The 20,439-nt window shown below is 62.2% G+C and carries 15 protein-coding genes and 1 pseudogene; 10 read left to right on the top strand and 6 right to left on the bottom strand.

Annotated elements, in window-relative coordinates; genetic code table 11:
* Nucleotides 1-35: 35 nt before the first annotated feature.
* On the top strand, nt 36-803 hold the full coding sequence (locus AC1D1N_RS26670; RefSeq protein ID WP_477352041.1) for a hypothetical protein: 768 nt from the start codon (nt 36-38) through the stop codon (nt 801-803).
* A 14-nt stretch (nt 804-817) separates the two neighbouring features.
* On the opposite strand, the gene AC1D1N_RS26665 is transcribed toward AC1D1N_RS26670, so the two are convergent.
* Entirely contained in the window at nt 818-1,444 is a 627-nt protein-coding gene (locus AC1D1N_RS26665; RefSeq protein ID WP_112564877.1) for a TetR/AcrR family transcriptional regulator, read from the bottom strand.
* Nucleotides 1,445-1,603: 159 nt separating this feature from the next.
* Here AC1D1N_RS26665 and AC1D1N_RS26660 point away from each other — a divergent pair, with 159 nt between their 5' ends.
* Together AC1D1N_RS26660 and AC1D1N_RS26655 are read left to right on the top strand one after the other, a co-directional pair.
* Nucleotides 1,604-2,791: an MFS transporter gene (locus AC1D1N_RS26660; protein WP_436259466.1), complete on the top strand. Its 1,188-nt coding sequence runs from the start codon at nt 1,604-1,606 to the stop codon at nt 2,789-2,791.
* 102 nt (nt 2,792-2,893) lie between these two features.
* Entirely contained in the window at nt 2,894-3,829 is a 936-nt protein-coding gene (locus AC1D1N_RS26655; RefSeq protein ID WP_477352038.1) for a bifunctional helix-turn-helix transcriptional regulator/GNAT family N-acetyltransferase, read from the top strand.
* A gap of 4 nt (nt 3,830-3,833) precedes the next feature.
* Here the strand turns inward: AC1D1N_RS26655 and AC1D1N_RS26650 are convergent, their stop codons facing one another.
* Entirely contained in the window at nt 3,834-4,667 is an 834-nt protein-coding gene (locus AC1D1N_RS26650; RefSeq protein ID WP_477352036.1) for a GyrI-like domain-containing protein, read from the bottom strand.
* Between the two features lie 165 nt (nt 4,668-4,832).
* Here AC1D1N_RS26650 and AC1D1N_RS26645 point away from each other — a divergent pair, with 165 nt between their 5' ends.
* From AC1D1N_RS26645 to AC1D1N_RS26630, 4 genes are all read left to right on the top strand, one after another.
* Complete coding sequence (locus AC1D1N_RS26645; RefSeq protein WP_477352034.1) at nt 4,833-5,303, top strand: MarR family winged helix-turn-helix transcriptional regulator; 471 nt, start codon at nt 4,833-4,835, stop codon at nt 5,301-5,303.
* Nucleotides 5,300-6,487, top strand: coding sequence for an HlyD family secretion protein (locus AC1D1N_RS26640; RefSeq protein WP_477352032.1), 1,188 nt, complete (start codon nt 5,300-5,302; stop codon nt 6,485-6,487). Before AC1D1N_RS26645 ends, AC1D1N_RS26640 begins: the two co-directional genes overlap by 4 nt.
* A gap of 344 nt (nt 6,488-6,831) precedes the next feature.
* Nucleotides 6,832-8,367 carry a DHA2 family efflux MFS transporter permease subunit gene (locus tag AC1D1N_RS26635; protein ID WP_477352030.1) on the top strand — a complete coding sequence of 512 codons (1,536 nt, stop codon included), beginning with the start codon at nt 6,832-6,834 and terminating at the stop codon, nt 8,365-8,367.
* 298 nt (nt 8,368-8,665) lie between these two features.
* A complete protein-coding gene (locus AC1D1N_RS26630) occupies nt 8,666-11,344 on the top strand; it encodes an EAL domain-containing protein (RefSeq protein ID WP_477352028.1) in 2,679 nt (892 codons plus the stop codon).
* Between the two features lie 30 nt (nt 11,345-11,374).
* Here AC1D1N_RS26630 and AC1D1N_RS26625 read toward each other — a convergent pair.
* A pseudogene (locus tag AC1D1N_RS26625) lies at nt 11,375-11,910 on the bottom strand (CAP domain-containing protein).
* Nucleotides 11,911-12,299: 389 nt separating this feature from the next.
* On the opposite strand from AC1D1N_RS26625, the gene AC1D1N_RS26620 reads away from it, so the two are divergent.
* Nucleotides 12,300-13,124, top strand: a complete 825-nt coding sequence (locus AC1D1N_RS26620) for a DUF2189 domain-containing protein (protein WP_352590411.1) — start codon at nt 12,300-12,302, stop codon at nt 13,122-13,124.
* 67 nt (nt 13,125-13,191) lie between these two features.
* Here the strand turns inward: AC1D1N_RS26620 and AC1D1N_RS26615 are convergent, their stop codons facing one another.
* From AC1D1N_RS26615 to AC1D1N_RS26605, 3 genes are all read right to left on the bottom strand, one after another.
* Complete coding sequence (locus AC1D1N_RS26615) at nt 13,192-13,824, bottom strand: LysE family translocator (RefSeq protein ID WP_023742986.1); 633 nt, start codon at nt 13,822-13,824, stop codon at nt 13,192-13,194.
* 307 nt (nt 13,825-14,131) lie between these two features.
* Entirely contained in the window at nt 14,132-16,093 is a 1,962-nt protein-coding gene (locus AC1D1N_RS26610; RefSeq protein ID WP_477352026.1) for a TadE/TadG family type IV pilus assembly protein, read from the bottom strand.
* Nucleotides 16,094-16,285: 192 nt separating this feature from the next.
* Nucleotides 16,286-18,244, bottom strand: a complete 1,959-nt coding sequence (locus tag AC1D1N_RS26605; RefSeq protein ID WP_477352024.1) for a pilus assembly protein TadG-related protein — start codon at nt 18,242-18,244, stop codon at nt 16,286-16,288.
* Nucleotides 18,245-18,584: 340 nt separating this feature from the next.
* Between AC1D1N_RS26605 and AC1D1N_RS26600 the strand changes: the two genes are divergently transcribed.
* Together AC1D1N_RS26600 and AC1D1N_RS26595 are read left to right on the top strand one after the other, a co-directional pair.
* A complete protein-coding gene (locus AC1D1N_RS26600) occupies nt 18,585-19,445 on the top strand; it encodes a TIGR01459 family HAD-type hydrolase (protein WP_436259481.1) in 861 nt (286 codons plus the stop codon).
* Between the two features lie 10 nt (nt 19,446-19,455).
* Nucleotides 19,456-20,439, top strand: a complete 984-nt coding sequence (locus AC1D1N_RS26595; protein WP_436259482.1) for a bifunctional riboflavin kinase/FAD synthetase — start codon at nt 19,456-19,458, stop codon at nt 20,437-20,439.

Raw genomic sequence — 20,439 nt, 5'->3', positions numbered from 1 at the left:
GCCGCAACCTCTTACTGCGCAGGTCGAGCCCCTATATGCTTTTCGATGTTCTCGAAGAACTGAAAAGGCGCGGCCATTCGGTCCGGATCCAGCAAGGCCCGGCCATGACGCACAGTGCCGACATCGCAATTCTACATGTCGATGCAACCGTCACACCGGCGGATTATCTCGACTATGCGCGGGGTTTTCCATTCTGCCTCAATCTCGCAACGGCCGACATCTCCAAGCGACGGGTCAGCGGCGCGTTGCTAACGTATGGCGACGCCTGGCAAGGCCCGGTCATCGTCAAAACCAATCTCAACAATCAGGGCATTCCGGAGACGTTCCTCAACCGGCGATCCAGACGCGCGGGCAAGCAGCCACCTTTTCCCGATGTGCAGGGGCTGCAGCCCTACGAGGTCTACGGGTCTGTTGGCGACGTCCCGGACGGCGTCTTCGGCGACGACGATCTGGTCGTGGAAAAGTTCATTGCCGAACGGGAACCCGATGGCTTCGCTATGCGGTTCTGGGTGTTTTGCGGAGAGAGCGAGCGTTGTACCCGCTACGTGTCACCAAACGGCCTCGTCAAGGCATCTGAAACGATCCGACGTGAGCCTGTCCCTGTTCCTGACGAGATCCGCGAGCGGCGACGAGAACTCGGCTTCGACTACGGCAAATTCGATTTCGTCATGCATGAGGGCAGGGCGATCCTGCTCGATGCCAACAAGACGCCGGGCCGTCCCAAAAACCTGGTGAAAATGTTTGCGGCCGGCGCCGCCCATCTGGCCGACGGCTTCGAGGGCCTCATGCACCGGGCGCGATAGGCAGTGCTTCTCGCCTAAAGGAACTGGCGCAGCTGCGTATGGATGATCGACCGGTAGTCCTCGATAGTATGGCGGCTTTCCGTTTCGTCCTGGGTCAGCGCCATGCGCACGACGCCTCCGGCAAGCTGGAAGATCAGGAAGACCATGCGCCCGAACTCTTCGCGCCGTTCGGCCGCGAGAAACGGACCGACATGATCGCAGAACATCGCCGCCTGGCGCCGGGTTTCGGCGATATCGAGATTTTGCAGCGCCTTGTCGGCCTGGATGGCGTTCTGCAGGTCCTGGATGGCCGGGTCACCGGCGACACGTTCATAGTAATCGTCGAGTAGTCGGTCGGCGGCGGCGATGACGTCGCTCAGTCCGCCAATGTCGGCAACGATCACGGCAAGCCGGGCGCGGCTCACTTCCGAGAAACGCTCGTAGAGCATCGCCAGGATCGCCGACTTGTTTGGGAAGTAATGATAGACGGTGGCGATCGGCCCGCCGGCCAGCGCGCCGACTTCCTTCATGGTGACGGCGTCGATGCCCTTTTCGCCGATCAGCCGCATGGTGGTCGACAGGATGGCGTCGATGCGCTCGCGGCTGCGCTCCTGCTTCGGCCTGCGCCTCGGTTCGGTCGCCGTTCTCACTGCTTCGTTCATGCCGCCACCCTCTCGATCGTCAAAACCATTCGATCCCCAGCCTTGCTGATGCCGCGCCTCACCAATGATTGACAAACGAATATGATCGAGTATCAGTTTCTAAATACTGACAGATTGTCAGTTTTTGTGCCGTCAGGCAAGGACGTTTGGGAGACGCCCGTGACTTCTGTTCGTAACGCCGATGCCGGAAACGGCGACTGGCTGGTCGGCAATCCGACCGCCGCGCAACTGGCCTCGGCGCTGTGGATCGGTTCGGTCGGCCTGCTCATCCTCGGCCTGCAGCCGGTGTTACTCGGCGCGCTCTACACCGAGGGCCATGTCAGCGGCGACGAACTCGCGCTGGTCGCCACGGCGGAGATGATCGCCATCGGCATTGGGTCAGCCGTTGTCGCGATGCTGCTGTCCGCCCGCAATATGCGTTGGAAGAGTGCGATCCTGCTGGTCCTGCTGGCGCTGGCGAACTGGGCAACCGCCTATGCGGTCAACCCGAATTCGCTGATTGGCGCCCGCACTGTCGCCGGTCTCGCCGAAGGTGGCCTGGTGGCGGTCGCCACCGAACTGATCGCCCGATCGCGCCGGGCCGAGCGCATCGGCGGCTATTTCGTCACCATCCAGACCCTGGCGCAATGCGCGCTGGCGCTTTTGCTGGCGCTTTACGTCATCCCGGCTGCCGGATCGGCGGGCGGCTTCATCGTTCTTGCCGTCGTCTGCATCGCCTCGCTGGCGGTCGCCTTCATCGTCCCGGACAACTATGCCGACCTGCCGAAGGAGGAGAATTTCGGCAATGTGCTGACTGTGCCTTCGATCACCGCTCTGCTGTGCGTCTTCTGCTACTTCATGTTCTTCGGCTCGGTCTGGGCGTTTCTCGAGCCGCTCGGCGCGCAATACGGCATTGACGGGCGCACCGTCGGCCTGATCGTCTCCGCCAGCCTTGCGATCCAGGTGCTGGGCGCGATGACGGCGACCGTCTTCGAAGCGCGCATCGACTACCGCTTCGCCATAGTGGCGATCGGCGTGGTCGCTGTCGCCTGTTCCGCCGTGCTCGCCGGCAGCCCCAGCCTGGCGATATTCTGGGCCGCCGCGCTGGTCATGGGCTTCATCCTTCTGTTCATCGTGCCCTATCAGATCCGGCTGGCGATCACCGCCGACGAGACGCGCACTGCCGTGCTCCTGGTGCCGGCTGCTCAACTCTTCGGTCTGGCCATCGGGCCGATCGCGGCATCGCTGCTGATCGACGGCAAGGATTTTCGGCCGGTACCGGAATTCGCCGCCGCGAGTGCCGCGGCCAGCGTCGTAATGCTCGGCCTGTTCATACTGGTCGCGCGCCGCCGCCGCGCCATCGCCTGACCGAAACCATTCGTTCCCGAAGACACGATGGCGTGAGCGTTCAGTCACGATACTTGACTAAGTCAAATAAATGATCGATCGTTCTGGGGCAGGAGGCTGACCATGACGATCCATCATCAACCCGGCAAGGAACGCATCGACGCGGTGCGGGCTTTCAACCGCTTCTACACCCGCCAGATTGGTCTGCTCGACGAAGGCCTGCTGAAAAGTGCCTTCTCGTTGACCGAAGCGCGGGTGCTTTACGAACTGGCGCATCGCGACGGCCTGACGGCCACTGATCTCATTCGCGATCTCGGCCTCGACGCCGGCTATGTCAGCCGACTCCTGAAGAAGTTCGAGCACTTGCAGCTGATTTCGCGCACGGCACTGGCGTCGGATGCGCGGCAATCGTCGATCACGCTGACGCCGGCGGGGCGGCAGGCTTTCGCGCCGCTGAACCGGGGTTCGCACGACCAGGTCGCGGCCTTGCTTGAGCGGCTTCCGGCTGCCGAACAGGACCGGCTGGTCAAGGCCATGCAGACGGTGCAGCAGCTCCTGGGCGAGAGCCCGGAGCCCAAAGTCCCCTATATGCTGCGGCCGCTGCAGGTCGGCGACATCGGCTGGATCGTGCGTCGCCAGGGGCAGATCTACGCGCAGGACTATGGCTGGGACGAAACCTATGAGGCGCTGGTCGCCGAAATCCTAGGTGCCTTCGTAAAATCCTTCGATCCAAAATGGGAGCGCAGCTGGATCGCCGAGCGGCAAGGCGAGGTGGTCGGCTCGGTCTTCGTCGTGCGCAAGTCGGACGAGGTGGCAAAACTGCGCCTGCTCTATGTCGAGCCTTCGGCGCGTGGCCTCGGTATCGGCAAGCGGCTGGTCGAAGAGTGCATCGGCTTTGCCCGCGCCAAGGGCTACAAGACGTTGACCCTGTGGACCAACGACATCCTCACCGCCGCCCGTCACATCTATGAAAATGCCGGCTTCAAGCTGGCGGATGAGGAACGTCACCACGCCTTCGGCAAGGATCTGGTCGGCCAGAACTGGAACCTGGAGCTTTAGCGCCTCACGCGCGAACCGGGATCCAGATCTCCAGCCCGCCATTGCCGCTGCGCGGATCGAACTCCGGCCCATAGCGCTCGAATTCGGGGCCGTCCGCTATCTCGTGCCCGGAGGCCGGCAGCCATTTGTTCCAGATCGTGTTGACGGTGCGGCGGATTGTCGAGATGTGCTCGGCATGGGTGAAGACGGCGTATTTCTGTGCCGGCACCCGTACGCGGGAAAGCTCTTTCGGCAGGTCGGAGAAATCCAGCACTTCGATGCCGGCGATATAGTCGAAATTGCCGGCGTCGTCGCCGTTGACGCAGACGCCATAGGCGACATCGCCGGTCTCGCCCGGAATGTTGCCGATATAGGGACCGAAGCGCTGCCACTGCATCGGAATGGCGGCGCTGGATTCGCAGCTGTAGCGCTCGCCGAGGCCGGCGATGAGGAACGGCCGGCCGGCCTCGAAGCGCGGCGGCGGCAGTGAGGCGAGGAAGGATTGGTCCATCAGGATCGGCTCCACGAGGTCGAGATTTTTGAGGCTCCCCTGCGCGCGCACCAGTTCCGGCGTGGTGCCGAACTGGTCGCGGAAGGCACGGGTGAAGGCCTCATGCGAGGCGTAGCCGGCATCGAGCGCGACCGCGAGAATGTCGGGCGCGCCGGAGGCCAGCTTGCGCGCCGCTTCGGTCAGCCGGCGCGCACGCATATAGCCCATCACTGAACGTCCGGTGGCTGCGCAAAAGGCGCGCGTCACATGAAAGCGCGACACCCCGCTGCTTCGCGCGACATCGTCGAGCGAGATCGCTTCCGGCAGATGGCTTTCGACAAACCACAGCGCTTTCTCGGTCGGGTTCATGGCTCTCCTTCTCGCTTTGGCTTGATCATCTTGCCGTCTTCCTTCGCTGCCAGTTTGATCGAAATTGCGCATCCGGCGCAATCAAACCGTGTGGACTGATGCCGGCACGGCTCTGGCGCAATGCAGCGACTTGAATAGTAAGCACGCTTATTATATATACCGCTCATGGTTTCCGACGGCATAGATAGACTGGGCTTTTTGATCCACGACGTGCAGCGCCTGCTGCGCAAGCGCTTCGAGACGCGCGCCAGCGGGCTTGGCCTGTCCTCGGCGCAATGGCGGCTGATGGTCCGCGTCGCCAAGGAAGAGGGCATCAGTCAGGCGCGCCTTGCCGACCTGCTTGAAATCGAGCCGATCAGCGTTTCGCGTCTGGTCGATCGTATGGAAGAGGGCGGCTGGATCGAACGCCGCTCCGATGCCACCGATCGCCGCGTGCGCATGATCTTCCCGACCGCCAAGGCGAGCGCCGCCTATGCCGAGGTCAAGAGCCTGGCTGGCGAGGTCTATGAGGAATCGCTGGTCGGCGTTTCGCCGGACGATCGCCGCGTCCTGATCCGGGCGCTGGACACCATCGTGCAGAACCTTGCGGACGGCGAGACGTCGTCTCTGAAGAGTACAGGAGGGGCAGCGGCATGAACGCGGCAGCCAAGATGGACGAGAATGTGACGAAGCTCGAGGCGCCGGCACAGGCTGAAGCGCCGGCACAGCCGGCCGCCGCTCCTGTCGCGGTGGCGCCGCCAGTGCAGCCCGCGCCGGCCCCGAAAAAGCCGCGCCGCCTCGGCCGCTTGCTTCTAATGGTCGTCCTGCCGGCGGCACTGGCCATTGGCGGCGGCTATGTCTGGGTGACCGGCGGCCGCTATCAGGAGACCGAGAACGCCAATCTGCAGCAGGCCAAGGTGTCGATCGCCTCGGATACGGCCGGGCGCATCGTTCAGGTCGACATTTCAGACAACCAGCTGGTCAAGCAGGGTGATGTGCTGTTTGCCATTGATCCCGAGCCCTACCGGATCGCGTTGGCCCAGGCCGATGCGGCGGTTGCGGTCGCACGCGTGGGCATCGAACAGTTGCGCGCTGCCTACAGCCAGGCGATGGCGCAGGAGAAGTCCGACGCCAGCGAAGTCGACTACGCGCAGTCGCAGTATGACCGCGCGGCCGACCTGGCCCAGAAGGGCATCAACGCCAAATCCTCGCTGGATCAGGCCAAGAACGATCTCGACAAGGCAAGGCAGCAACTGGCGGTGGCCGAGCAGGGCATCATCAGCGCCAAGGCCGCTCTCGCCGGCAATCCCGATATCGAGACCGACAAGCACCCGACGGTGATGGCCGCACTCGCCGCGCGCGACAAGGCCGGCTACGATCTGGCGCAGACCATGGTCAAGGCGCCGGCTGATGGTGTCATCAGCCAGGCCTCGTCTTTCAAGGTCGGTCAGTATGTCGGTTCCGGGACGCCATTGTTTGCGCTGGTCGAGACCGGCGACACCTGGATCGATGCCAATTTCAAGGAAACCCAGCTTACCCACATGAAAACCGGCCAGAAGGCCGAGATCGTGGTCGACACCTATCCGGGCCGCACGTTCGAAGCCACCGTCAAGGCAATCGGCGCCGGCACTGGCGCGGAGTTTTCGCTGTTGCCGGCCCAGAATGCCACCGGCAACTGGGTCAAGGTCACCCAGCGCATTCCCGTGCGCCTGGAACTCACCGATGCCGATGCCAAGATGGCGTTGCGCACCGGCATGAGCGCCTCGGTTACGGTGGACACCGGCGTTGCCCGCGGGTTGCCGGCCATCTTCGGCCACGCCACGGCGGGCGAGGCACAATAGACTGTGAATGGACCGTGATCCTGAAAAGCAGGATCACGGCCGGGCAGGAATGCTCGCTCAGGCGAGATGAGATGACAGGATTGGTCCGATGGTAGGTTGCGCGACGGGTGGGGTTGGACCGGGCCGCATCGCGGCCTGACCAACGCCTGGCCATCTCGACGCCGATCCCTCGGTCCTTGGATTTCCGGGCGGCAAGCGCCTGATGTGTTGAGACGTTCGGTCGATGTAACCCCCACATCGATAGATCGCGTCCCACCGCGATGAGGGTCTCTTCACCCAGAGAAGGCCTCGCCGCCCGGAAACCTAGTGTACACGTTTTTGTTACCTGTCGGAAGTTCCGTATCATGAGCACGCCAGAGCCGTTCAAGGAAGTGCCGCATCGCGGCCTGATCACCGTGGCGTTGATGCTGGCCACGATCATGCAGGCGCTCGACACGACCATCGCCAATGTCGCGCTGCCGACCATGACCGGTGATCTCGGCGCCTCGCCCGACAACATCAACTGGGTGCTGACCTCCTACATCGTTGCCGCCGCCATCATGACGCCGGTCACCGGCTGGCTGGCCGACCGCTTCGGCCGCAAGGAACTGTTCCTGGCGGCGGTGGTCGGCTTCACCGTGTTCTCGATGCTATGCGGCATCGCCTGGAGCCTGGAGAGCATAGTGTTCTTCCGGCTGATGCAGGGCGTGTTCGGCGCTGCCATCGTGCCGCTGTCGCAGACCTTCCTGCTCGATATCAATCCCAGGGAACGCCACGGCCAAGCGATGGCCATCTGGGGCGCCGGCATCATGCTGGGGCCGATCCTGGGCCCGACGCTGGGCGGCTGGCTGACCGAGAATTTCAACTGGCGCTGGGTGTTCTTCATTAACTTGCCGGTCGGCATCATCGCCTTTCTCGGCATGGCCGCCTATCTGCCGGTCGTTGCCCGGCGGGTGCGCAGCTTCGATTTCTTCGGTTTCGCCATGATCTCGCTCGGCGTCGGCGCGCTGCAACTGCTGCTCGACCGCGGCGGCGAGGTCGACTGGTTTTCCTCAGTCGAAATCTGGATCGAGCTTGCTCTTTCGATCACCGGATTCTGGGTGTTCATCATTCACACGGTGACGGCGGAACGTCCTTTCATCGACCCCAAGATTTTCCTCGACCAAAATTTCGTCACCGGGCTGGCGTTCATCTTCGTCATGGGCGTGCTGATCCTGGCTTCGATGTCGCTGTTGCCGCCGATGCTGTCGACCATCTTCGGCTATCCGACCATCACCATCGGTATCGTCTTGGGGCCGCGCGGTGTCGGCACGATGATTTCGATGCTTGTCGTCGGGCGGCTCATGAGCAAGATCGACGCCAGGATTCTCGTCGTCATCGGCTTTCTGCTCACGGCCCAGTCGCTCTACACCATGGCCGGCTTTACACCGCAGATGGACAATTGGCTGATCCTCAGCTCCGGCGTCATCCAGGGGCTGGGCATGGGCATGGTGTTCGTGCCGTTGTCGACGGTGGCCTTCGCCACGCTCGACGTGCGCTTCCGCACCGACGCCACGGCGCTGTTCAGCCTGGTGCGCAATCTGGGTTCCTCGATCGGCGTGTCGGTGGTGACGGTTCTCCTGGTGCGCAACACGCAGGTCAATCACACCGAGCTGTCGGCCTTCATCAACCCGTTCAACCCCAATCTGTGGGCGCTTTCGCCGGCGGCAGCTGGTGGCGACCCGATGGCGCTTTCGCAGATGGATCGCATGGTCAACATCCAGTCGATGATGATCTCCTACGTCAACGACTTCAAAATACTGATGATGATGACGCTGATCGCCATCCCGTTTGTGTTTCTGCTGCGCAAGCCGAAGACGGCCCCGGTTGCTGGCGCGGCGCCGGCAGCACATATGGATTGAGACGCGCGTCGATATTTGTCGATATCAGATGACGTTGTCGCGGACGCGCCCGCGAATGCGCAAGGTCGGGCGAATGCCGAGATGATCGCAAAACTCTCTAGACATTGGAGAATGTCGATTTTGTAGCGCCGATGGCGATTTGAAAATGGCGTTTAAGTTTCAGGTAACCAGAAACCTTCGCGTCTGATTTCGGTTCGGTTTATATGCTGCTAGTACATATCCAACGCGATCAACAGACTGTCGCATGGCACATAAATGATTTTTGCGTTCTTTCAGACCCAGCTGGGAGAAGGTCTGTTTGGTTACGAAATCATCCAGGAAATCCGCCGAAACGACTGAGCCTGCCGGCTTGGCCGCGTTGGCAAAACTGGCCGACGTTTCCTACGGGTCGGTGGAGCACGAGCTGCGGGCGACGATCACGGCACTTGAAGGGCAGGCACTGCGCTTCGAGACGGTGATCGAAAACGTTTCGCAAGGCATCTGCTTTTTCGACCGCGATGAGCGGCTGATCCTGAGCAATCGCCGTTATGCGGAAATCTACCGGCTCGCACCCGAGCAGTTGCGGCCAGGTCTGACGCTGAGCGAGATCGTCGAGCGCCGCGCCGCTGCCGGTACGGCGGCGCTGGCTACCGACGCCTATCTGGCGATGGCGAGGTCGGTCAATTCAGGCAAGGGTCCAAGGACCTGGACCGCCAAACTCCCCGACGGCCGGACCATCCAGATTTATAACCAGTCAATGCCCGACGGCAGCTGGCTAGCCACGCATGAGGACATTACCGATCTCACCGCCAATCGACAGATCGTCGACGAGCGCATCTCGCTGCAGGCACTGATCGACTGGGTGCCCAATTATCTCTGGGTCAAGGATACGCAAAGCCGCTTCATCGTCGTCAACAGCGCACTTGCGACTGACAGCGGCCGCGACAAGACCGCCGACATGATCGGCTTGACCGATTTCGATATCCATCCCCCGGAGGTTGCGCAGAAGTTTCGGCAAGTCGAACAGTCGGTGCTCGAAAGCGGACAACCCTTGATCGACGCGGAGGAGTTCGTCGTCAACGCGTCGGGCGCCGTAAAATGGCTCTCGTCGACCAAAGTGCCGTTGCGCAATGCTCAAAACGAAATTTTTGGTCTGGTCGGCATCGCCCGCGACATCACGGCCCGCAAGCAGGCCGATGTCCTGCGCAGCGGACAGGCAAACATCCTGGAGATGATTGCGACGAGCGCTCCGCTCGAGAACGTGCTCGACAGCCTCATGCGGCTGGTCGAGTCGCAACTGAAGGGGATTTTCGGTTCCGTCCTGCTGCTCGACAAGGATGGCATCCATTTGCGGCACGGTGCGGCGCCGAGCCTGGCCAAAGCCTATATGAGCGCCATCGATGGATCTGCCATCGGCCCCAAGACAGGGTCGTGCGGAACCGCCGCCTACCGGCGCGAACCGGTCATCGTCGCCGATATCCTGCAGGATCCGCTCTGGGAGGATTACCGCGACCTCGCGGCGCTGTATGGCTACCGTTCGTGCTGGTCGACCCCGATCCTGTCACATCAGGGCGTCGTGCTGGGCGTCTTTGCCATGTATTCGATGAGCGTGCGCGAACCGACCGAGGCCGAGACTCGCCTGATCGAATTCACCACCCACATTGCCGGTATCGCGATCGAGCGCAAACGGGCTGAAGACCAGATCCACTTCATGGCCAACCATGACGCGCTGACCGGGCTGCCCAATCGCGCTTTGCTGGAGGATCGGCTTTCCCAGGCGGTCCTCTACGCGCAGCGATACAATCGCTGGGTGGCGGTGGTGTTCATCGATCTCGACAATTTCAAACTGGTGAACGATACGTTGGGCCACAATGCCGGGGACGAACTGCTCAAGACTGTCGCGAGCCGTTTGGTTGGATGCGTGAAGGCGACCGACACCGTCGTGCGGGTAGGCGGCGACGAATTTGTCATCGTCCTGTTCGATCAACCCACCAATGTCGATGTCATTTCGGAAACCCTGCAGACGATCAGGGATGCGATTGCCGAGCCGGTTCCTGTCGCCGAGCACCGCCTGCGATTAACGGCCAGCATCGGCATCGCAAATTACCCGAAGGACGGGACGAGCCCGGACAAGCTGTTGGCCAATGCCGATGCCGCCAAGTCTCGCGCCAAGGAATTCGGCCGCGACAATTTCCAGTTCTATGCGCCCGAGTTCAACTCAAGCGCACACGAAAAATTCCTGCTTCAGGGGGAATTGCGAAACGCGCTCGCCCGTTCGGAATTCGCGCTGCTCTACCAGCCACAGGTCGATCTGCGGTCGGGTCAGATCCTGGCCGTCGAAGCGTTGGTACGCTGGAACCACCCGGCGCGAGGCCTGGTGTCGCCGATGATGTTCATCCCGACCGCCGAGGAGACGGGGCTGATCGTGCCGATCGGCGACTGGATCCTGCACGAAGCCTGCCGGCAAAACGAAGCCTGGCAGCGCGCCGGTCTGCCGCCCGTCACCGTCTGCGTCAACGTGTCGGCGCGGCAGTTCAGGGAGAAGAACCTGATAGACCGCGTCGTCAACGCATTGAAGGAAAGCGGCCTGGAGGCCAGGTATCTCGAGCTCGAGGTGACCGAAAGCCTGATCATGCAGGATTTCGAGCTGGCGGTCGCAACGATGAACGGGCTGCAAGGGCTCGGCGTGCAGATATCGATCGACGATTTCGGAACCGGCTATTCCAGCCTCAGCGCGCTCAAGACCTTTCCTGTGCAGCGGCTGAAGATCGACAAGTCCTTTATCGACGACCTCGCGACCGACGAGAACGATCAGGCGGTTACCAGTGCCGTCATCTCATTGGGTCAAAAGCTGAACCTGAGGGTGCTTGCCGAAGGCGTCGAGACGGATGACCAGGTTGCCTTCCTGCGCAAGAACAATTGCGACGAAATGCAGGGCAATTATTTCAGCAAACCGCTGTCGGCCGGGGATATCGGCAAGCTCATCGCGAAAGGCTGACGGTGGTTTGGCGTCGCTAACCGCAGGCGCTTACCTTCCCAGCACCAGGCTCCAGTAACGGACAGCGCTGTCGCGTCCGTCGCGCACATAGGCAAGGCCGAAGCGGCTGAAATCCGGATCAAGCATGTTGTGGCGGTGGCCAGCCGAATGCATCCAGATGTCGAACAATTTCTGCTGGTCGAACCGGCCCTCCGCGATGTTCTCGGCAGCGGCGCCCCGCACGCCATTGTCCTTCATCCGCGACGCGAAATCCTACCCCAGCCTGTCGTGTGGCTCATGCGTTCGCGGGTGGCCATATAGCCGGCCTGCTGGAGTGCGGCTTGCTCGAGTTGCGCGTCCGGCACCAGCGCCGGCAGCCCGGCCGAGGTGCGGATGCCGGCCAGCGTCGCGGTGGCGGAGGACGAGACACCGGCGCCTTCACCGGTCGGCACCGAAACGGTGCTGCAAGCGGCGAGCCCGGCCATGGCCGCGAGGCCGATCAGCAGCATGCGCCGATTTGGTTTTGGGCTGATCTCGCCGGAACGGGATTGCGAGAGCGCATGATTGGCGGTGTCGATTGATGTCATGCCTGCCTGACTTAGCGGCGATCATGGCTTTTGCCGGGCAGGGCGAGCAAAAACCGGGGTGCTTGGCGAATCCGCCGGTTGCGCTAAGGTTGAGTGAAAGCATGCTCCGGATCGTCCGGACCGCTGAAGGTCCCGCGTGAGCTGCGGCAGAAGGGTTAGTTCAAGGGCAGCTACCACGATTTCCGCATGTTTGGTCGGCTGGCCGACGATCGGCCCCGCGAAAATTCGCGTCTGCCGGCCGAGCGATGAAAATCGCGTGAAGACGAAGGAAATGCCGTCGGCACGGCGACTTTTCCTCAGATATCGGCTATGATGCGGGCGTTCTTGAAGTGGCAGCTGCGGGCGGCCGTCCAGGTGAATGACCGCCCCCCGACACACGGGAGGAAGGTATGGCCGGCTTTCATGTCATGGCGGGCGCGCAAGGACTGCACGTGCAGCCGACGGTGCGCCGTATCACCACCGCAGACCTCTGGGATGCGTTCAAGCTCGGTCTCGACGACTTCTGGGCCAAGCCGTCGCACTACGTGTTCCTCTGCGTGATCTATCCCGTCGTCGGCCTGATCCTGACACGGTGGACCTCCGGCTCCAACGCCATCCAGCTCATCTATCCGCTGATGTCGGGCTTCGCCCTGGTCGGCCCGTTCGCGGCGATCGGCCTCTACGAGATCAGCCGCCGGCGCGAACTCGGCATGAACACCTCTTGGCGGCATGCGCTTGACGTGCGCCGCTCGCCGGCGCTGCCGTCGATCGCGGTCATCGGCTTCATGCTGCTGGTGCTGTTCCTGTTGTGGATGTTCACCGCACAGTCGATCTACACCAGCCTGTTCGGCGATCAGCCGCCGGCTTCGATCGCTGGATTTCTGAGCGAGGTGCTGACGACCAGCAAGGGCTGGACGCTGATCGTGTTCGGCAATGCCGCCGGTTTCATCTTTGCCGTGATCGTGCTGGCGACGACGGTGGTTGCCTTTCCGTTGCTGCTCGACCGCGACGTCGGCGCCGTAGCGGCGATCGAGACCTCGGCGCGCGCGGTGATGGCAAATCCGCTGCAGATGCTGCTGTGGGGGCTGCTCGTCGCAGTGTTGCTGGTGATCGGCTCGATCCCGCTGTTTGCCGGGCTCGCCGTGGTCATGCCGGTGCTTGGCCATGCCACTTGGCACCTCTACCGCAAGGTGGTGGAGCCGGAGCGCGCGCAGCAGACACGGCGGCCGATGTAGCAGTCACCCAGCCATAGCGTGCTTTGATATCCAGATCAGGCCGGCATCACCTGGATGGCAACGCACCCTAGCGTTGTGCGTCGGTTGCCATTTTCAGCGCCAGCGCGGCAAGCACCGTGCCCATCATCCAGCGCTGGATAACCATCCATAGCGGCCGTCCGGCGAGGAAGGTGGCGATTGAACCGGCCGTCACCGCGATGATCGCATTGACGGTCAGGCTGATCGAGATCTGCGTGGCGCCGAGCACCAGAAGCTGCGACAGCACATGGCCCTTGCCCAGCGAGATGAACTGCGGCAGCAGCGACAGATAGAGCACCGCCACCTTGGGGTTGAGGAGATTGGTCATCAGGCCCATGGCGAACAGCTTGCGCGGCCTGTCCTTCGGCAGTTCGCGCACCTGGAACGGCGAGCGCCCACCGGGCCGCACCGCTTGCCAGGCGAGCCATAGCAGATAGAGCGCGCCGGCAATACGCAGCGCGTCATAGGCGAACGGCACGGCAAGCAGCAGTGCGGTGATGCCCAGCGCAGCCGATACGACATAGAACAAAAAGCCGACCGCCACGCCGCCGAGCGAGATCAGCCCGGCCTTCGGGCCCTGCGACAGTGAGCGCGAGATCAGGTAGATCATGTTCGGCCCGGGCGTCAGCACCATGCCAAGGCAGACCAGCGCGAAGGCGAGATGGTTGGCGGTTTCGGGCATGTGTGTCTCCGGGAAGCGGTGACGATACTCACCATGCGCTCTGACTCACCGCAAGAGCATGATGGCGGGAGCCTTTGCGCCAGCGTCGAAAATTGGCGAGGGCGATGAGGCGCTAATCTCCCCCCTTGCGGGGGAGATGCCCGGCAGGGCAGAGGGGGGTGTGAAGGAACGCTACCTTGATGCGATCCATCTCCGACCGGAAATTGAGGTATGCGTGCCGATTGGCTGACAGGCCGGCGGGACAGCACCCCCTTCTGGCCTGCCGGCCATCTCCCCCGCAAGAGGGGAGATTGGCAGTTCGAGCGCCTCAGCTCACCACGCGCAGGTTCGACAGTTCGTTGGCGATTTCCTTGAAATTGTCCGACAGCGTAGCGCCCGTGGCATTCCAGAACAGTTTTGCAGGCTTGCTCGGGTCGGTCGGATCCTTGCGGAAGCGCGAGTCGGACGAACACGTCTTCAGCGCGTCCATCGCGCTCTTGTCGCCGGCGTCGGTCGTCGACATGTCGAGCGCCACCGTCATCACCATGATGTTGGCAGCCTTGGCGTTGTTGCACAACGTCGCCATCTGCTCGTTGAGCGCGGCGGTGTAGTTGCTCGACGAATAGTTGAACTGTCCGATGGCGCTCGACGTGCCGCCGAACAGGCGGGTGAGCGAGGTGCCGTTGTAGCCGACGCCGGTATAGCCATAGCCGGCATAGGTCGACTTGTTGCCGGCCGGGTCGGAGCCCACCGTCGAATAGGTGTTCTCGCCGTCGGTAAGCACGATGACCACCTTGTCGTTGCCGCGCTCGGTTTCCGGCCGTCCTTCGGTGAAGGGCTCGGTGCTGGAGACGGTGCGCCAACCCCAGGCCATGCCTTCCGGCACATTGGTGTTGCCGCTGGGCGCCATCAGGTCGATCGCAGCCTTGATCTTGGCCAGACCGTCGGCGTTGGTGACATCGGTCAGCGGCGTGATCGGTGTCGTGGTGCAGCTGTAGTTCGGCCCGGCGCCTGTCGACAGCACCGGAGCATTGATCGGCCGTGGCTGGAAATACTTGGCCATGTTGGACTGTCTGGTCTTGCCGGTGGTGCTCGACGGATCGTCGTTCCACCAGCTGTTGACCGCGCCATAGGTCACCGGCTTCGGCTCATCCGGATCCTGCGTCAGATACCAGTGGTTGCCTGGCTCGTCCGGCGCAAACATCGGCACGAACATGGTCGCGGGGTCGCCGACGCTGGTGCCGGTGTTGTTTGGACCGCCGGAGGCCGGCGTGTCGTCGACATTGTAAGGGTAGGGTCGCACCTCGACACAGCCTTGCCAGCTGGCGAACGGGCCGTAGGTGTCATTGTAGTCGTATTCGTCGTGGCTGCGCCTGCAGGTGTGGTTGGACCGGTATTCGTCGCACACGACACGCTTGCTGCCGACGATGCGCTCGTGGCTGGTGACCACCTTCATGTCACGGTAGAGCGAGAAGCGGGTCAGCATCTGGCCTTCCTGCTCGCCCCAGCCGGTGCCTTTCTTGTACCAGATGCCACCGATCTTCTGGGCATATTTGTCGGCGGCATTCAGCGTCGACCAGTCGAAGTTCTCATTGTGGATGGGCGACAGCCCATAGGCGTCGATCCATGACGCATTGTCGTTGCTGGCGCCAACATTGACCGATGCGGCGAACGGCACCAGGCTGAACTGGACAGGCTTGTCGATCTGCTTGATCATCGCTGCCTGCGAGGCAAGCGTGTCGACCAACTGCTTGGCCGCCTGTTTGAGAAGGTCGATGCGCTTTTGACCGGAGCCGGTACCGGGTGTCGACATCGAGCCCGAATTGTCGAGCACCATGGCCACTTCCAGCGTGTTCTTCAACCGCACCTGCGAGCACACGGAGTAGTCGATGTCGCCTGACGTCTTGCCGATCAACATCGAAGCTGCCGGCAGGAAATAGGGCTGGTAGACCAGACTTGCGCAAAGCTTGACGATGCCGCCGCCGGCTGTGCTGCTGGGCAGCGTAACGTCGAGCGTCGTGTTGGCGGGATCGACGTCGTTGAGGTTTGCCTTGAAGAAGTCGAGCGCATAGGCGCGCAACTGGTCGTCGGTGGCGCCTTCCACCAGCCGGCGCGCTGTGGCGAAGTTGGCGGCGTCGAGCGCGTTGACCACTCTCTGCTTCTCGCTGACCAGGCCGCTGAAGTCGACCGCCATCGCCACGCCGCCCATCAGCGGCACCATGGCCAGAACGGTCATGAGAGCATAATTGCCGCGCCGGTCGCGCCAGAAGTCACGCCAGAATTTGCGCATGTGATGTAAGCGGCCCCGCCTGCGGATTCTTCAATGCCGCCACACTTTCATAAAACGCTGAAGGACGAGTTTGGGAAACCGCTCGATTGTGCGCTGAGCGCTTCACCAAGCGCTAACCAAATGGGGGGCGGCTGCTTTACGCAAAACGCCCCGATGGAGACGGGGCGCCTTGTTTCCAAAGGATTGCACCGGTCAGCCGACGATGCGCAGATTGGACAATTCGTTGGCGATTTCCTTGAAATCGTCGGCCAGCGTGGCGCCCGTGGCGTTCCAGTAGAGCTTCGCCGCCTTGCCCGTAGCCTCATCCTTGCGGAAGCGCGAATCCGAGGAACATTCCTTCAGCGCGTCCATGGCCTTCTTTTCGTCCGACTTGGTGTCGACGAGGTCGAGCGAGACGGTCATGACCAGGATATTGTTCGCCTTGGCATTGGCGCAAAGCGTCTTCATCTGCTCATCGAGAGCAGCCGTGTAGTTGGTTGAGGTATAGGTGGTGCTAGGCACGCCCGTGTTCATGAACAGGCGGGTGACACTTCCCGATGCGGAATTGACCAGACCGGTGTAGCCATAGGCAGCATAGGTCGACCTGTTGTTGGAGCTGCTGGCATCACTGACAACGCCGTAAGTGTTGGCGCCGTCGGTCAGCACGATCACCACTTTGTCGTTGCCCTTTTCGGAGTTCGGCCGGCCCTCGGTGAAGGGGACGTTGCTCGAGACCGTGCGCCAGCCCCAGGCCAAGCCTTCGGGAACGTTGGTGTTGCCGGTCGGCGCCATGTCGTCGATGGCATCGTCCAGTTCCTGTTTTTCACCTGCGTTGGTCACGTCCTTGAGTGGCGTGATCGGATTGGTCGTGCATGCGGCATTCGGACCGTCGCCTGCTTGCGGCATAGTCGAATTATAGGGTTTGACCAGGAAATACTTCCGCATGTCCGACTGCCGCTGGTTGGCGCCCGAAGCAGTCGGCCAGTCTGCCCACCAGTTGTTGTCGGACTTGGGAATGTTGGCCCAAGCAGTAACATCGTTGGTGTTGTCATGGTTGAAATCGAGCCACAAGGTGCCCGACTCGTCCGGTGCGAACATCGGCACGAACAGCGTGGCCGGGTTGGCAGTATCCGGCGTGGTGTCGTCGTCATTGTAGGGATACGGCCTCGCCTCCACACAGCCTTGCCAGCTCGCATAGCGGCTCGTGGTGTAGACATATGTCGGCGGCGGGTAGAACCAATGGCCTTTGTCACAAGTGCCGTTCTTCTTGTAGGTGTCACAGACATATTGCCTGGGGGTGGTAACCGTTTCGCGGCCGGATTCGACGGTCATGTCGGAATAGAGGCTGAAGCGGGTCAGCGCCTCACCCTCCGTATCGCCCCAACCAGCCCCTTTCTTGTACCAGACGTCGCCCACCTTCAGGGCATACTTGTTGGGGTCGTTGGCCGCAGTCATCTTCGTCCAGTCGAAATTCTCGTGCTGGACCGGGGAGATGCCTTTCTGGTCCATCCAGTCGTCTCTGTCGTGGTCGGGGCCGACATTGACCGACGCCGAAAACGGAACCAGGGAAAACTGCACCGGCTTGGAGATCTGCTTCATCTGTTGCGCCTGAAGCGCCAGCGTGTCGACCAGTTGCTTGGCGGCTTCCTTTAGCAGATCGATGCGCTTCTGGCCGGTGCCAGAACCGAGATAATTCATCGAGCCGGAATTATCGAGCACCAAGGCAACTTCAAGCGTGTTCTTGAGACGAACTTCCGAGGTGGCGGTCATATGGACATCGGTGTCGCTCGACGATTTGCCAAGCATCCAGGCCGCGACTGGCAGAAAGTATGGCTTGAACGTCAGCGTCGCCTGAAGTTTCAGCGTGCCGCCGCCGGCGTTGTTGTTGGGCAATGTCACGGTCAACGCCGTATTGGCCGCTTGGACGTGGCCGAGATTGGCCTCGAAGAAGTCCTTGGCATAGGCCTTGACCGCATCGTCGGTCGCGCCGGAGACGATCTGCTGGGCCGTGGCGATGCCTGCGGCGTCGAGCGCGTTCAGCGTGTCCTGGCGCTGGCGGATCAGTTGGGTGTAGTCGATGGCGAGCGCCAGCGCGCCCATCAAGGGCACCATGGTGATCACCGTCATCAAGGCATAATTGCCGCGTCTGTCGCGTAGAAATCTGCGGATCATGCCTTCAGCACCCCTGCCAGGATCCAAATATCGAATATCGGCGCGAAGATGCCCACAAATCGTTAAATTTCAGGTTGCTGAAATACGTCCAAGATCGGCCCATCATTTCAAGGCTCGTTAACCACTCGGCCCTGGTGATCGGCGAAGCACATTTTTCGATCGACCGAAGCTTGGGGGAGGGGCGCTTGCATCGAGATGCAATCGCCATCAGCCCGTGGCGCGACGGCGTCGAAAACGCCGAAAGCTGGTGACAGGATGAAACGCTTCGGTTAATGCGGTGCCGGTTGCGGCGGACCGTCGGCTGCAGCTCTCGCAACGATCGTTACATCAGGAAAACGGCATGGCGGATTCGCCTGACATCATCGGCTCGCTCGCGGATTTGTCGGGAGCGTACTCGGCCATCCTGTGCGATGTCTGGGGCGTGATCCACAATGGCGAATGGCATTTCCCGGCGGCCGCAGAGGCGCTTGCCGCTGCGCGTTCTGCGAAGGTTCCGGTTGTCCTGATCACCAATTCACCACGCCGCAATGCCGATGTGGTGGCGCAGATGAATGCGATCGGCGTCCCCACCGCTGCCTACGACCGTGTCGTCACATCAGGCGATGTGACCCGCGACCTCATCGCCGAGGGCCCGCGAAAAATCTTCCATATCGGCGCCGACCGCGACTTCACCCTCTATGACGGTCTCGACGTCGATCTCGTCGAGGAGTTCGAGGCCTCCGGCGTCGTCTGCACCGGCCTGTTCGACGACGAGGTGGAAACACCTGAGGATTACGCCGAACTGCTGCGCCGGCTGCGGGCCAGGAACCTGCCTTTCATCTGCGCCAATCCCGACATCGTGGTCGAACGCGGCGAGCGCATGATCTGGTGCGCCGGGGCCTTGGCCCGCGACTATGCCCAGCTCGGCGGACGCACGCTGATCGCCGGAAAACCCTATGCGCCGGTCTATGACGCAGCAATGCGGGAGATCGCCTTGCTTCTTGGCCGTAACGTCGAGCGCTCCGAGGTGCTGGCCATCGGCGACGGCATGATGACCGACGTCAAGGGCGCCGCCGACAATGGCATCGACGTGCTTTACGTGTCGGGCGGCATTCACGCGCGCGACTATGGCGATCCCATTCAGCCGGACCCCGACAGGCTTGCAGCCTTTCTGCAGAAGCACGGCTACCGGCCGGTCGCCGTCATTTCGAGACTGCGGTAGGGTCGCTTCCATGAGCGCAGCCTTCGACCATATTTCCGCGACCGCGCCGCTGCCGGCGCATTTGCGTGGCGGGGTGGTGGCGATCGGCAATTTCGACGGCGTTCACCGCGGCCACCAGGCCGTGCTCGAGCGCGCGCTCGCCGAAGCCGGGCGGCGAGCCGTACCGGCGCTGGTGCTGACCTTCGAGCCGCATCCGCGCAAGGTGTTCAGGCCCGATATGCCGCTGTTCGTGCTGACGCCGCCGCCGATGAAGGCGCGGCTGTTGTCGCATCTGGGCTTTGCAGCACTCGTCGAACAGCCATTCACACGCGCCTTTGCCGGCCTGTCGGCCGAGGCTTTCGTGACCGATGTGCTGGAAAGGAACCTCGGCATCACCCATGCCGTCACCGGTTTCGATTTCCACTTCGGCAAGGACCGGCAAGGCGGCCCGGCCTTTCTGATGGCGGCAGGCGAGCGCCACGGTTTCGGCGTCACTTTGGTCGACGCTTTTCGCGACGAAGGCGCCGAGGTGGTGTCGTCGAGCCGCATCCGCGCATTGTTGTGCGAGGGCGAAGTCGCCGAGGCCGCCGGCCTGCTCGGCTACCGCTTCACCGTCGAAAGCGAAGTCATCGGCGGCCAGCGGCTCGGCCGCACGCTAGGCTTCCCGACAGCCAACATGAGGCTTTCTCCGGAAGCTGAACTGAAGGAAGGGATTTATGCCGTCCGCTTCCGCCGCGCCGACGGCACGCTTTACAACGGTGTGGCCAGCTTCGGCCGCCGCCCGACCGTCGACGACAATGGCGCGCCGCTGCTCGAAACCTTTGTCTTCGACTTTTCCGGCGATCTCTATGGCGAGATCTGCGAAGTCTCGTTCTTCGGCTTCCTCCGCCCCGAGGTGAAGTTCGACGGGCTCGATGCGCTGGTGGCGCAGATCAAGCGCGACGAGGCGGAGGCACGCGCGCTGCTGGCCGGCGTCAGGCCGCTGTCGCAACTGGACAGCGCGATCGCTTTTTGA

The organism is Mesorhizobium sp. P2_B5 (genome assembly GCF_056404775.1).
Note: the sequence above shows the minus strand (reverse complement) of the source record. Positions and strands in the feature narration are given on the sequence as shown.